Source organism: Halomonas sp. DP5Y7-2 (genome assembly GCF_019802025.1).
Classification (GTDB): Bacteria; Pseudomonadota; Gammaproteobacteria; order Pseudomonadales; family Halomonadaceae; genus Halomonas; species Halomonas litopenaei_A.
The window spans coordinates 103,871-116,757 of sequence record NZ_JAHVHY010000004.1 but is presented as its reverse complement, the minus strand read 5'-3'; the positions used below and the strand labels follow the sequence as shown (position 1 = coordinate 116,757).

The window sequence follows — 12,887 nt, the reverse complement described above, 5'->3', positions numbered from 1 at the left end:
TTCTACACGGGCAAGCGATGCCCGCTGTACCACGACAAGGAGACTCACCATGCGCTGGATGAAGGCTGTTGGCGCCTGCGCCATCATGGCGACCGTAGCTGCCTGTGCGACCTCACCGACGGGCCGCTCCCAGATGCTGTTGCTGGACGAGCAGCAGCTTAATCAGATGGGAGCCCAGGCCTTTGCCCAGTACCAGCAGCAGCTGCCTACCGTAGGCGGCAGCACCCTGGAGTACGTGCAGTGCGTGACGCGCAATGTGGTGCAGGCGCTGCCGGATGACCAGCGCAACCAGAACTGGCAGGTCAAGGTGTTCGAGTCGGAAGACGCCAATGCCTTCGCCTTGCCGGGTGGCTATGTAGGGGTCAACACCGGCCTGCTCGACGTCGCCACCAACCAGGACCAGCTGGCCACCGTGATCGGCCATGAAATTGGCCATGTGCTGGCTCATCATGCCAACGAGCGCGCCTCCACCGAGAGCGCGACGCAGCTGGGACTATCCGTGGTCGGCTCGGCGCTGGGCACCCAGGGAGTCACCGGCAGCGATCAGCTGATGGCCGCCATGGGCATGGGCGCCCAGTACGGCATCCTGCTGCCGTTCTCGCGCAGCCACGAAAGTGAGGCCGATACCATTGGCCTCGAGCTGATGGCCCAGGCCGGGTTCGACCCACGCGCCAGCGTCCAGCTGTGGCAGAACATGAGCGCTGCAGGGGGTGGCCAGCCGCCGGAATGGATGTCGACTCACCCGGCACATGGCAACCGCATCGCGGGTCTGGAAGCCGCCATGGGTGATGCCATGGCCCGCTACGAGCAGGCCCAGGCGAATGGCCTCAGGCCTAACTGCAAGGCACCCTGAGCCGTTTATCAAGGAGCGCCGTCGTCATGACCCTCAATCGCCTCGGACTGCTGTTGCTGGTCCTGCCCATCCTGCTACTGCTGGGGTTCTACTTCGCGGAATGGGGCGATATTCGCCAATGTGAGATGATCGACCAAGGACATTGGAACTATCTGACGGGTCAATGCAGCGAGAGCCCTTCACCCTTTGTACCGTGGATCGTCCGCAGCCCGTGGTTGGTCAACGGGGGTCTGTTGGTGTCGGTCATCGGCCTGGGCTGCTGCATGGTGGGGCTCTATCGGCGACGCCGCTAAGGCGCCAGTGCTGGTCTCTCAATACCGGGGCTCTATATCGGACGCGAATGCCGGGCGCCATGCCAGCCCCGTTGCCGGGCCCGCAGCCCTGCCCCTCTCCCTGTACACCCCCCGTACACCGCCCCCGTACACCGCCCCAGTCCAACACGCAGCAGGCGCCCTAGTGGCGCCTGCTGTGTGTTGTGGATAGCGGCCATGACCACGGTGGTCAGGCACCCGCCGATAACGCCTGTCGCAACGTCGACAGCACCGGCGCCGTCTCCGGAACGACGCCTCGCCAACGGGCGAAGGACGCGGCGGCCTGCTCGACCAGCATGCCCAATCCATCGACACTGCGTGCACCACGCTCTGCTGCCCACGCCATGAACACGGTCGGCTCGGCGCCATACATCATGTCGTAGGCCAGCGCGCCCTCGGCGAAGAGATCGTCCGGCAGGGGTGGCAGCTCTCCCGAGAGGCTTGCGCTGGTGCCATTGATGACCAGATCGAAGGGCCCCGCCACACTGTCGAAGCCGCCCCCCCGGATAGTGCCAAGATCGGCAAAATCCTGCGCCAGGGCGCTCGCCTTGGCCGCAGTGCGGTTGGCCACGGTCAAGCCAGCAGGGTCATGGGCCAGCAACGGCGCCAATACCCCACGTACCGCGCCTCCAGCCCCCAGGACCAGGATATTGGCGCCCTGCAAGCGTGCGCCCTGACGCTTCAGATCCGCGACCAGGCCCACACCGTCCGTGGTATCCCCTTCCAGATTGCCGTCAGGCAGCAGACGAAGGGTGTTGACGGCTCCTGCGCGACGGGCCTGCTCGGTCAGCTGAGTGCACAGTCGATACGCTTCCTCCTTGAAGGGGACAGTGACATTGGCCCCCTGTCCCCCGGATGCCACGAACGTCTGCCAAGCGCCGGCAAAGTCATCCAGCGGCGCCTCGATGGCCACGTATTCGATGTTCTCACCTGTCTGGGCGGCAAAGGCCGCATGGATGGCGGGTGATTTGGAGTGACCGATGGGATGGCCGAACACACAATAGCGAGTCATTTCTGCTCCTGAGCAAACACTGCATCAATATCGCGACGGGGGGGCACCGTCCTGCCCACGGCGGGCGCCGGAAGCCGCTCACGGGGAAGCGCTGGTGGCCTGCTCTTGCTCTTCGGCCAGCCAGTCACGAGGGCGCAGGTAATCCTGCAAGGCCGCCTCGGCGCTTCCCTCTGCGGGTCGATAGTCGTATTCCCAGCGCGCCAGCGGCGGCATCGACATCAGAATCGACTCGGTGCGACCTCCGCTTTGCAAGCCAAACAGCGTGCCCCGATCCCATACCAGATTGAACTCGACATAGCGTCCGCGCCGATACAGCTGAAAGTCTCGCTGTTGCTGGCCCCAGGGCGTGTCGCGACGGCGTTCGACGATCGGCAGATAGGCCTCGAGAAAGCCATCTCCCACGGCTTGTTGAAACGCAAAACAGCGATCAAAGCCACCTTCATTGAGGTCATCGAAAAACAGACCGCCCACCCCTCGCGTCTCATCCCGATGCTTGAGGAAGAAGTAGTCGTCACACCAGCGCTTGTAGCGCGGATAGACATCCTCACCGAAAGGCTCGCAAAGGTCTCTGGCAACCCGGTGCCAATGGCAGGCGTCTTCGTGTTGGGGGTAGAACGGGGTCAGATCGAAGCCACCACCGAACCACCACACCGGCGCTTCGCCCTCGGCGGTGGCAATGAAGAAGCGCACGTTACCGTGGCTGGTCGGCACATGGGGGTTATGCGGATGCAACACCCAGGATACGCCGATGGCCTGAAAGCCCCTACCCGCAAGTTCCGGCCTGGCGGCGGTGGCTGAGGGAGGCAGGGTTGTGCCGTGCACATGGGAAAAGTTGACGCCGCCCTTCTCGAATAGCGCACCGTCTTCGATGACCCTCGAGCGACCGCCGCCTCCTGCCTCGCGAACCCAGTCGTCCTCAAGAAAGTGCGCTTGCCCATCGGCATGCTCCAGCGCCTCGCACAGGCGATCCTGAAGCTCCAGCAGATAGCGTTTGACCACGTCGAGATTTGGCTGTGTCACATCGACTCCGTCGTTGCTTGTCGAATGGGCGTTGTCGCGTCACGCCCCACCCCGGTCTTGTGCAAATACAAGGCTGCCGCGCCATCGTCAGTGGCGCAGCACCTCACCACTGACCAGGTCGCGAATGATACTGGGGCGCGGATTTCCCCCCAGGTCACCGGGCACCACTGCGTCGAGTTCATCGCCGAAGATCCGATGGATATCGTCTTCGCTCATGGCCGGAGGCTCTCCAGCGCGATTGGCAGAGGTCGATACCAGCGGCCCCCCGAAGGCGCGACACAGAGCCTGAACCCCAGGATGATCGCTGACCCGTAGCGCCACCTTGTCATGGCTTCCGCGCACCAGCGCCGGGGTGCGCCCGTTGTCGGGCACGAGCCAGGTGTTGGGCCCAGGCCAGGTGTCCAGCAACAGGGCTCGCTGTTCTGCTGATACGGCGGTCAGCCAGGCATCGAACTGAGCAATATCTGCCGCTACCAGGATGACACCCTTGGCGGGGTCCCGCTGCTTGAGCGCGAGCAAACGCTTCAGCGCCTCGTCGTTGTCAGGATCGCAGCCCAGCCCCCACACGGCCTCGGTGGGGTAGGCAATCACACCACCACGGCGAAGCACGGCGGTGGCTGAGGTCAGAATGGAATCAGGGTCACTCATGGCATCGAAGTCCGAATCGGCACATCGTGATAAACGGGTTGGAGCCGCATACTAGCATGAGGCACCGGACGCGTCGCACTGCGCCCTGCTTAGCGAGCGGGCGATACTTGGCCTCTAGCTGCCTCCGCCCAGCCTGACCCACCCACCGGCCACCAAGCCGGCGTGTCCCTCTATCTCGAGCAAGGTCAACTCGCGCTGACAGGTGGCGACATCACATCCCGCCAGCCCCATCAGCACATCCACCGGCAATGGCCTGGCACTCAGCAGATCGAGCAGCGAGCGGGCAGCGGCGCCAGATGGCGCCTCACCCCCAGTCGAGGACACTGCCCCCTGACGCGGACCCCAACTGGCCAGCTCCTCGAACAGGTCATCGGGGTGACGTATCAGGGCGGCCCCCTCACGAATCAGTCGCAGGCAGCCTCTTGCCTGGGGGGAGTGGATAGAGCCAGGTAACGCCAGCACTTCCCGCCCTTGCTCCCCGGCCAGGCGGGCACTGACCAAAGAGCCACTGTGCTCTGCGGCCTCGACCACCAGCACGCCACAGGACACCCCCGTCACAATCCGATTGCGCCGGGGGAAATCCCCGGAATGAGGCCTGCGTCCAGGGGCAGACTCGGCCAGCAACAGGCCACCGTCATCCCGCAGGCGCCGGTACAGTGAGCCATGTTGGCCGGGATAGACAACATCGACACCACCGGCCAGCACGGCAACGCTGCGCCCGCCCACATCCAGAGCCGCGGCCTGAGCCGCGCCATCAATTCCCAGCGCCATGCCACTGACCAGGCACCACCCCGCTTCCGCCAGGCTGATGGCGAAACTGCGTGCATTGACCAGGCCTTCCCGGGTAGGACGCCGCGACCCCACCAGGGCCAGCCGCGGTGGGGTCAGCGCATCCAGATCCCCCAGCGCCCAGAGCACCACAGGGGGATCGGCAATCTGATCGAGCAAGGCCGGCCAGCGTGGATGCCCCGGATGCAGTAAATGACGCTGTTGCCCATGTGCCACCCCCTGGGCCTGCCATTCCAGGGCCTCTTCGACAGGCGCCGTCAGCGGGCTGCGGCGTGGGTGCTCCAGCCACAGTCGCAGTGCCGCAGCAGCCATGGGCGGCAAGCCGGGCAACCAGCCCTCGGGCCAGGCAGGATTCAGGGAGCGTAACCGTGCCAGGCGCTTCGGTCCTACCTGAGGAAGCGCTTGCAATACCATCCAACGCTCGAAGTCGGAGTCCATGTCTACCCTCCCTGGGAAACATCGACGCATAGTCAGTGACGCTGTCGCGCCGATTATTGTTATCGCTGTCGTTCTTGTTGGTGTGCTTGCTGATGTTCTTACTTTGCCGTTGTCGCCCACGCCGCCACTTCCATCATGGCCGAAGGTGTGGCTGTCAGCGTGGACGTCGCTGGCGCTAACGGCGCTACTTTCGTCATTGCTTATGTTTAGCCAGTGTAGAAGGCCCGCCACGCCGCAAAACGAAGGGCTTCGCCGCAACGCCACGCGGTATCAGGCGATGACGTTTTGAGCATGGTATAGTGGTCGCCTATCAAGCCCATAGACGACAGCGGCTACTGCAACTTGCAGCGCCCCCCTAAAATGGGCATCACGAACTGTACGAACAACGGTGGAACCACAGCATGGCCAGACTCCCCATTCTCGAGTTTCCAGACGAGCGGCTGCGCACCAAGGCGGTTGTCGTGGAGCACGTCGATGACGAAGTCCGCCAGCTGGTCGATGACATGCTGGAAACCATGTACGCAGCCCCTGGCATTGGTCTTGCCGCCACGCAGGTGGATGTGCACCGCAGGGTCATCGTGATCGATGTCAGCGAAGACCAGTCAACGCCGGTCGTGCTGATCAATCCCGAGGTCACGCCGCTGGGCGACGAGCGCGAGCCGATGCAGGAAGGTTGCCTGTCCATCCCTGAGTACTACGCTGAAGTCCCGCGCGCCCTGCGCGTGCACTTGAAGGCGCTGGACCGTGATGGCAATCCCTACGAGCTCGAAGCCGACGGACTGCTTGCCCACTGCATCCAGCACGAACTCGACCATCTCGAGGGCGTACTCTTCGTCGATTACCTGTCGCCGCTCAAGCGCGACCGCGTGATGAAGAAGATGCAGAAGCGCCACCGTCAAATGCAAGGCGCCTGACCCCTACCCCTCCATCGCCATCAAGATGCAAGGCCGATAGCACTCCAAGTGCTATCGGCCTTCGTCGTTGCTCGCGTCTCCGTTACTATTGACTCCGCATTCTTCGGCCAAGGCCCTGAACATGACCCAAGCGCTGCGCGTGATCTTCGCTGGCACGCCTGACTTCGCTGCCGAGAGCCTCTCGGCGGTACTCGACAGTCACCATCAGGTGATTGCCGTCTACACTCAACCAGATCGACCTGCAGGACGCGGTCGCAAACTGACACCTAGCCCGGTGAAGTCACTGGCGTTGTCTCATGACATACCGGTATACCAGCCGGAGCGACTCAAGGATGCTGAGGAGCAGCAAGCGCTGGCAGCCTTGGAGGCAGATGTCATGGTGGTGGTGGCCTACGGCTTGATCCTGCCGCTTCCCGTGCTCGAAGCCCCCCGCCTTGGATGTCTCAACGTGCATGCCTCACTACTGCCACGTTGGCGCGGCGCTGCACCGATCCAGCGAGCCATTGAAGCCGGCGACAGCGAAAGCGGTGTGACCATCATGCAGATGGACGAAGGCCTGGATACCGGCGACATGCTGATGATCCGCCGCACCGAGATCAGCAATACCACGACGGGTGGCGAGCTTCACGACCGTCTGGCCAGCCTGGGGGGCAAAGCCATTGTCGATGCCCTTGATCAGCTTGCCGCAGGCGAGCTGACGTCGACGCCCCAGCCGGATAGCGGCGTGACCTACGCCGCCAAGCTGAGCAAGGCCGAGGCGGAACTGGACTTTCGCCAGGATGCACAAACGCTCGCCGCGCGAGTGCGGGCGTTCAATCCGTGGCCTGTCACCTGGTGTGCCCTGGGCGATGACCGCCTGCGCATTCATCTGGCAGACGCCGTGGACAGCGCTGACGCGGCTACACCAGGCACCATCGTCAAGGCGGAAGGAGAGCTGCTGGTCGCCTGTGGTCAAGATGGCCGCGAGCGCCTGCGCATCACCCATGCCCAGCTGCCCGGTGGCAAGGCGCTGCCGATCAATGAGCTGCTACGTGCCCGAGCCGAGCGTTTCGCCGTAGGCGCCTGCCTGGGCCAGCCGCAAACGGAGGCCAGCGAATGAGCGATTCCCGCCCACGCCAGCACGGCCAGCGCAACGCTCGCCAGCGCAAGCCCGATCAGCAAAGCCGTGCCCACACCAATGCGCGCAGAGACATGGGTGACTGTGTTCGAGCTGCAGCAGCGAAGGCGCTGGTTCCGGTCATTACCGGCAAGGGCTCGCTGTCTTCTCTGGATGATCATCAGGTCGTCGCTCGCGACAGGGCGTTGTTCAAGGCGATGTGCTTTGGTGTCTGCCGGACGCTGCCCAGACTGGAAGCGCTGGCGGACCAGTTACTGGAAAAGCCCTTCAAGACTCGCGACGCCGACATTCAAGCGCTGCTGCTGCTCGGCATCTTCCAACTGCTGTACCTGCGCATTCCCGCCCATGCGGCGGTAGGCGAGACCGCAGGGGCCGCTCGCCTGCAGGGCAAGGCCTGGGCAACCCGCGTTCTTAACGGCTGCCTGCGCCGTCTGCAGCGCGAATCCTCAACACTGGAAGCAGAAGTCGACCGTGACCCTGCAGTGGCCTTGCTGCATCCGCGCTGGTGGCTCAAGGCGCTGCGCCAGGCGTGGCCTGACGACTGGCGCGATATCTGTGAGGCCAATAACCAGCCAGGCCCAATGACCCTGCGCGTCAACCGTCGCCACAACGACCGAGAGCAGTATCTGGACATCCTCGACGGTGCCGGGATCAGCGCACGTCTGTGTTCACACGCGCCTGACGGCTTGATCCTGGATGCCCCTCGCGATGTGGACAGTCTGCCAGGCTTCGCCGAGGGCCATGTCAGCGTTCAGGATGAAGCCGCCCAGCTGGCCGCTGTGCTGCTGGGCCCTGTCATCGCCCCTCGCCCCGGCGCGAGAGTCCTGGATGCCTGCTGTGCACCTGGCGGCAAGACCGCTCACCTGCTTGAGCTGTTCGACATCGATCTGCATGCCATCGACTCCGACGCTGCACGTCTTGCCCGTGTGGAAGACACCCTGACTCGCCTCGGACTCTCGGCCACCCTGGCCCAGGGCGATGGTACCCAGCGGGACTGGTGGGATGGCACGCTGTTCGATGCCATCTTGCTTGACGCTCCCTGCTCGGGCAGCGGAGTCATCCGCCGTCATCCCGACATCAAGCGCTTGCGCCGTGCCAGCGACATCCGCCAGTTGGCCGAGTTGCAGCAGGCCTTGCTCGATAACCTGTGGCCGCTGCTCAAGCCCGGCGGCACCTTGTTGTACGCCACCTGCTCGGTCCTGCCGGAAGAGAATCGCGACCAGATTCGCGCCTTTCTTGAGCGCACTGAGGATGCCAGCGCCAACATGCCTGCCGACATTGCCTGGGGCCAGACATCAGGAGCCGGACGCCAACTGTTACCGAAGATCGACAGTCACGACGGTTTCTTCTATGCCAGACTGGTCAAGGCAACCCACTGAGCCACACGGCAGCAGGGTTGCTTGCCCGCCACCAGGCCGTAGTTGCCTGGGCGGGCGGTCCCACGACGTCTACCGCTACAGGGAGTATGTATGAGCCAACACGTGTACAAGCAGATCGAGTTGACCGGTTCGTCCGAGACAAGCATCGAAGACGCGGTCCAGCGCGCCATCACCAAGGCGTCTGAGACGGTGCATGACCTGCGCTGGTTCGAGGTGACCGAAACACGCGGGCACATCGAAAACGGCCGGGTCGCCCACTGGCAGGTGACGTTGAAGGTCGGCTTTACCCTGGACTGACCCAGCGATCAGCTCTCCCCGGAGACGCCTGGGCTTGCATACTGACAGGCCTTCGGTGTTTCCTTTCGGCACAGGGCGGGAGACATCCCGCCCTGTTGGTCTGTTCAGGGCTCAGGTATGCTGGCCCTATGTTGCAGCGCACCATGCGCTCTCGACCTCTCTTCGGACACGACGATGAAGATCATCATTCTCGGCGCCGGCCAGGTTGGCGGCACCCTGGCGGAGCATCTGGCCCGCGAGGAGAACGACATCACGGTGGTAGACACCGACGGTGAGCGTCTGCGCGAGCTGCATACGCGGCTGGATATTCGCACGGTTTCCGGGGCGGCCTCCTACCCCATGGTGCTGCGTCAGGCAGGCTGTGAAGATGCCGACATGCTGATCGCCGTGACCAACTCCGATGAAGTCAACATGATCGCCTGTCAGGTGGCCCATACCCTGTTTCGCACACCGACCAAGATCGCCCGTGTGCGCGCCACGGCCTACCTCGCCCGCAAGGGCCTGTTTGCCCATGAGGCCGTCCCTATCGACGTGCTGATCAGTCCCGAGCAAGTCGTCACCGATCACATCCGGCGCCTGATCGAGCATCCTGGTGCCTTGCAGGTGCTGGAATTCGCCGGGGGCCTGGTCCAGCTGGTGGCGGTCAAGGCCTTCTACGGTGGCCCGCTGGTCGGCCAGGAGCTTGGCTTCCTGCGCCGTCACATGCCCAGCGTCGACACACGCGTTGCCGCCATCTATCGCCGCAATCGCCCGATCATTCCCCGCGGCGACACGGTCATCGAAGCCGACGACGAGGTCTTCTTTATCGCCGCACGCCGTGATATCCGTGCCGTGATGAGTGAGTTGCGACGGCTCGACCGGGATTTCCGCCGCGTCGTGATCGCCGGTGGCGGCAACATCGGCGAGCGCCTGGCCGAACATCTCGAGCACAGCCACCAGGTCAAGATGATTGAACACAGCCTGGACCGCTGCACCCAGCTGTCAGAACGCCTTGACCGCACCGTGGTGCTGCATGGCAGTGCCACCAGCAAGCGGCTGCTGGAAGAAGAGAACATCGAAGACTGCGATATCTTCTGTGCGCTGACCAACGACGACGAGGTCAACATCATGTCGTCGATGCTGGCCAAGCGGATGGGGGCCAAGAAGGTTCTCACCCTGATCAACAACGCGGCCTATGTCGACCTGGTCCAGGGTGGCGAAATCGATATCGCCATCTCGCCTCAGCAGGCCACGATTGGCAGCCTCCTCACCCACGTTCGCCGCGGCGACATCGTCAACGTGCACTCGCTGCGCCGGGGTGCCGCGGAGGCCATCGAGGCGATTGCCCATGGCGACAGCCAGTCATCGCGAGTGGTGGGACGCGCCATCGGCGACATCGATCTCCCCGGGGGCTCGACCATCGGCGCCATCGTGCGCGGCAAGGAGGTCTTGATCGCCCATGACGACGTGGTAGTGGAAAGCGGCGACCATGTCATCCTGTTCGTGGTCGATAAACGCAAGATTCGTGACGTCGAGCGCCTGTTCCAGGTCGGGCTGACGTTCTTCTGATGCGCATGGCGTTACCTCGAGAGACGACCATCGAGTTACCACAAGGAGAGCCGCCGCATGAGTCCGTTCCCGACCGGGCTTGAGACGACGACCCGTTCACTGACATCTTCCCCTTGCGCTACTTTGCACAGGAGCCGGATGGCATGAGCCTGAGAATGATTCTGCGTATTCTCGGGCTGCTGCTGATGATGTTCAGCCTGACCATGGTGCCGCCCATCGCTATTTCGCTGCTGTTCGGCGATGGCACCTGGGACGCCTTTCTGATCGCCATTGCCATCACCGTGTTCACCGGTGCTGCGATGTTTCTGCCGAATCGACATGCTCGGCGGGAGCTGCGGACCCGTGACGGCTTCCTGATCGCCGCCATGTTCTGGACGGTACTGGGGCTGTTCGGTTCCCTGCCACTGATGCTGACGGGAAGCACGGCGCTATCTTTTACCGATGCCGTTTTCGAATCCTTCTCTGGGCTGACGACCACGGGTGCGACGGTCATTACCGGCATCGACTTCCTGCCGGAGGCCATCCTCTACTATCGTCAGCAGCTGCAGTGGCTAGGCGGCATGGGCATCGTGGTCCTGGCGGTCGCCATTCTGCCGACCCTCGGCGTCGGCGGCATGGCGCTGTATCGCACGGAGATTCCGGGGCCGCTCAAGGACTCCAAGCTGACCCCTCGGATCACCGAGACCGCCAAGGCACTGTGGTACATCTATGCCACCCTGACGCTAGCCTGCATGCTCGCCTACATGGCGGCGGGCATGGATTGGTTCGATGCACTGGGCCATAGTTTTTCCACGGTCGCCATCGGTGGCTTCTCGACCCATGACGCCAGCATTGGCTACTTCGACAGCGCCTTGATCGAAGCGATCTGTGTGGTATTCATGCTGATCTCGGCGCTCAGCTTCAGCCTGCACTTCCTGGCCTGGCGCGAGCGCCGCATCAGCCACTACTGGGAAGACTCCGAGGCACGGTTTTTGCTGCTGTACCTGACCGGCCTGGCGGCTATCACCGTCATCGTGCTGTGGCTGACCGGCACCGAGGAGACCACGGTCGGCCTGCGCCACGGCATCTTTGAGGTGGTCTCGGTCGCGACCACGGCAGGATTCTCGGTGGCCGACTTTTCTGCCTGGCCAGGCGCCTTGCCGCTACTCCTGTTCATCGCCGCCTTTGTCGGCGCAAGCTCAGGCTCTACCGGTGGCGGCATGAAGGTCATTCGCATCATCCTGATCATCAAGCAGGGAATGCGCGAGATCATGCGCTTGATTCACCCCAACGCCGTGATCGCCGTCAAGATTGGCAAGGTCAGCGTGCCTGACGGCATCGCACAGGCAGTCTGGGGGTTCTTCTCGGCCTACGTCCTGCTGTTCTTCCTGATGCTGGTCGGGGTCATGGCCACCGGCGTTGACCAGGTAACGGCCTGGTCCACTGTGGGCTCCGCGCTCAACAACCTGGGCCCGGCGCTGGGTGAAGCCAGCCTGCACTACGGCGATATGCCGGCGATGGCCAAATGGATCCTGGTCATGGCCATGCTGATGGGACGCCTGGAGATCTTTACCGTACTGGTACTGTTCACACCCGCTTTCTGGCGCAAATAGTGCAGACTCCTGGGCTGCGTTGACGCTCAAGCGTGTCCGCCTGCCGCCGACCTGCCCGCTTCAGCGTCGGCAGCCGTCCCCATCACCAGCAGGGCACGCTCGGCTCTGGACGATAGCGGCCATTCAGCCCGATGTATCAGGTAGAGGGTATCCGCCACCTCGGGCTGTCCCGTCACCACCCGAAGGGAGGCCTGCTGCTCAAACGCCTGACGGGCGAAGCGCGGCAGCACGGTAAAGCCCAGCCCCTCCGCTACCGGTGCCAGAATCAAGCCGATCTGATTGGTGAAGCCGCTGATTGGCCAGTGGGCATAGCCGGGGGAGCCCGGAAAGCGTCGGCTCAATAGTCGAGACGCCAGCGCCTTGCCATCCGGATGGTCGATGAACCCCAGCGACATCAGGTCATCCCAGCGCTCTACCTTAGCGGCGGCAGGCACGATCAGCTCCAGCGGTTCTGTCGCAAACTCGCTGACGGTCAGCCTCGGGTCATCGGGACACTCGATGACCAGCCCCATTTCTACCCGCGCCGCCAACACCGCGTCGATAATGTCCTGGGTCGGCCCGAAGCGATGGCGAATGCACAGGCCAGGCGAGCGCTTCTGCAGCTCCAGCAGCCGGGGATACAGCGCCAGGCCGATGCTGCCCGGCGTCATCAGACTTATCTCGCCATGATCATCGCGATCCCCGGCCAGACGCAGCTTAAGCCGCTGGTCCACCTCCGCACGCTCCCCCAGATAGTTGACCAGGGCGTGCCCCGCCGGGGTCAGTTCGAGCTGCCGCGGCCGTCGGATGAACAGCGCCCCTAGCTCGGCTTCAAGTTTCTGTACATGCTGACTGACGGCCGCCTGGGTGAGCTCCAGTTGATCGGCAGCCCTGGTGAAGCTTCCCTGTTCGACCAGGGCATGAAAAGAACGTAGCCAGAGCGGATTAAGCATAAGCATCTATTATCACTACCATAAGCGGCACACTATT

The 12,887-nt window shown here is 63.4% G+C and carries 13 protein-coding genes; 8 read left to right on the top strand and 5 right to left on the bottom strand.

Annotated elements, in window-relative coordinates; translation table 11 throughout:
• The first annotated feature begins 49 nt into the window (after positions 1-49).
• Positions 50-853, top strand: a complete 804-nt coding sequence (locus tag KUW18_RS07280; protein ID WP_206941590.1) for a M48 family metallopeptidase — start codon at positions 50-52, stop codon at positions 851-853.
• A 26-nt stretch (positions 854-879) separates the two neighbouring features.
• On the top strand, positions 880-1,146 hold the full coding sequence (locus KUW18_RS07275; RefSeq protein ID WP_206941592.1) for a hypothetical protein: 267 nt from the start codon (positions 880-882) through the stop codon (positions 1,144-1,146).
• Positions 1,147-1,354: 208 nt separating this feature from the next.
• Here KUW18_RS07275 and aroE read toward each other — a convergent pair whose 3' ends face one another.
• From aroE to dprA, 4 genes are all read right to left on the bottom strand, one after another.
• A complete protein-coding gene (gene aroE, locus KUW18_RS07270) occupies positions 1,355-2,176 on the bottom strand; it encodes a shikimate dehydrogenase (protein ID WP_222162589.1) in 822 nt (273 codons plus the stop codon).
• Positions 2,177-2,254: 78 nt separating this feature from the next.
• A complete protein-coding gene (gene hemF, locus KUW18_RS07265; protein WP_222561100.1) occupies positions 2,255-3,196 on the bottom strand; it encodes an oxygen-dependent coproporphyrinogen oxidase in 942 nt (313 codons plus the stop codon).
• An 87-nt stretch (positions 3,197-3,283) separates the two neighbouring features.
• Positions 3,284-3,844 carry an L-threonylcarbamoyladenylate synthase gene (locus KUW18_RS07260; protein ID WP_222561099.1) on the bottom strand — a complete coding sequence of 187 codons (561 nt, stop codon included), beginning with the start codon at positions 3,842-3,844 and terminating at the stop codon, positions 3,284-3,286.
• Between the two features lie 114 nt (positions 3,845-3,958).
• On the bottom strand, positions 3,959-5,071 hold the full coding sequence (dprA, locus tag KUW18_RS07255) for a DNA-processing protein DprA (RefSeq protein ID WP_222561098.1): 1,113 nt from the start codon (positions 5,069-5,071) through the stop codon (positions 3,959-3,961).
• A gap of 401 nt (positions 5,072-5,472) precedes the next feature.
• On the opposite strand from dprA, the gene def reads away from it, so the two are divergent.
• The 6 genes from def to KUW18_RS07225 all read left to right on the top strand — a co-directional run bounded on the left by def (position 5,473) and on the right by KUW18_RS07225 (position 11,918).
• On the top strand, positions 5,473-5,985 hold the full coding sequence (def, locus tag KUW18_RS07250) for a peptide deformylase (protein WP_206941611.1): 513 nt from the start codon (positions 5,473-5,475) through the stop codon (positions 5,983-5,985).
• 121 nt (positions 5,986-6,106) lie between these two features.
• Positions 6,107-7,084, top strand: coding sequence for a methionyl-tRNA formyltransferase (gene fmt, locus KUW18_RS07245; protein WP_206941613.1), 978 nt, complete (start codon positions 6,107-6,109; stop codon positions 7,082-7,084).
• Between the two features lie 92 nt (positions 7,085-7,176).
• Positions 7,177-8,481, top strand: a complete 1,305-nt coding sequence (rsmB, locus tag KUW18_RS07240; protein ID WP_222237803.1) for a 16S rRNA (cytosine(967)-C(5))-methyltransferase RsmB — start codon at positions 7,177-7,179, stop codon at positions 8,479-8,481.
• A 90-nt stretch (positions 8,482-8,571) separates the two neighbouring features.
• Positions 8,572-8,778, top strand: coding sequence for a dodecin (locus KUW18_RS07235; RefSeq protein WP_206941615.1), 207 nt, complete (start codon positions 8,572-8,574; stop codon positions 8,776-8,778).
• Between the two features lie 174 nt (positions 8,779-8,952).
• Complete coding sequence (trkA, locus tag KUW18_RS07230) at positions 8,953-10,326, top strand: Trk system potassium transporter TrkA (RefSeq protein ID WP_206941617.1); 1,374 nt, start codon at positions 8,953-8,955, stop codon at positions 10,324-10,326.
• A 143-nt stretch (positions 10,327-10,469) separates the two neighbouring features.
• A complete protein-coding gene (locus tag KUW18_RS07225) occupies positions 10,470-11,918 on the top strand; it encodes a TrkH family potassium uptake protein (RefSeq protein ID WP_206941618.1) in 1,449 nt (482 codons plus the stop codon).
• Positions 11,919-11,944: 26 nt separating this feature from the next.
• Here KUW18_RS07225 and KUW18_RS07220 read toward each other — a convergent pair whose 3' ends face one another.
• Complete coding sequence (locus tag KUW18_RS07220) at positions 11,945-12,856, bottom strand: LysR family transcriptional regulator (RefSeq protein ID WP_308126701.1); 912 nt, start codon at positions 12,854-12,856, stop codon at positions 11,945-11,947.
• Positions 12,857-12,887: the final 31 nt, after the last annotated feature.

Excerpts from the sequence above, each read along its gene's own strand:
- KUW18_RS07260 (WP_222561099.1), bottom strand. The coding sequence starts at position 3,844 with ATGAGTGACCCTGATTCCATTCTGACCTCAGCCACCGCCGTGCTTCGC.
- KUW18_RS07280 (WP_206941590.1), top strand. The coding sequence starts at position 50 with ATGCGCTGGATGAAGGCTGTTGGCGCCTGCGCCATCATGGCGACCGTA.
- fmt (WP_206941613.1), top strand. The coding sequence starts at position 6,107 with ATGACCCAAGCGCTGCGCGTGATCTTCGCTGGCACGCCTGACTTCGCT.
- rsmB (WP_222237803.1), top strand. The coding sequence starts at position 7,177 with ATGGGTGACTGTGTTCGAGCTGCAGCAGCGAAGGCGCTGGTTCCGGTC.
- dprA (WP_222561098.1), bottom strand. The coding sequence starts at position 5,071 with ATGGACTCCGACTTCGAGCGTTGGATGGTATTGCAAGCGCTTCCTCAG.
- KUW18_RS07235 (WP_206941615.1), top strand. The coding sequence starts at position 8,572 with ATGAGCCAACACGTGTACAAGCAGATCGAGTTGACCGGTTCGTCCGAG.
- KUW18_RS07220 (WP_308126701.1), bottom strand. The coding sequence starts at position 12,856 with ATGCTTATGCTTAATCCGCTCTGGCTACGTTCTTTTCATGCCCTGGTC.
- def (WP_206941611.1), top strand. The coding sequence starts at position 5,473 with ATGGCCAGACTCCCCATTCTCGAGTTTCCAGACGAGCGGCTGCGCACC.
- trkA (WP_206941617.1), top strand. The coding sequence starts at position 8,953 with ATGAAGATCATCATTCTCGGCGCCGGCCAGGTTGGCGGCACCCTGGCG.
- KUW18_RS07275 (WP_206941592.1), top strand. The coding sequence starts at position 880 with ATGACCCTCAATCGCCTCGGACTGCTGTTGCTGGTCCTGCCCATCCTG.
- KUW18_RS07225 (WP_206941618.1), top strand. The coding sequence starts at position 10,470 with ATGAGCCTGAGAATGATTCTGCGTATTCTCGGGCTGCTGCTGATGATG.
- aroE (WP_222162589.1), bottom strand. The coding sequence starts at position 2,176 with ATGACTCGCTATTGTGTGTTCGGCCATCCCATCGGTCACTCCAAATCA.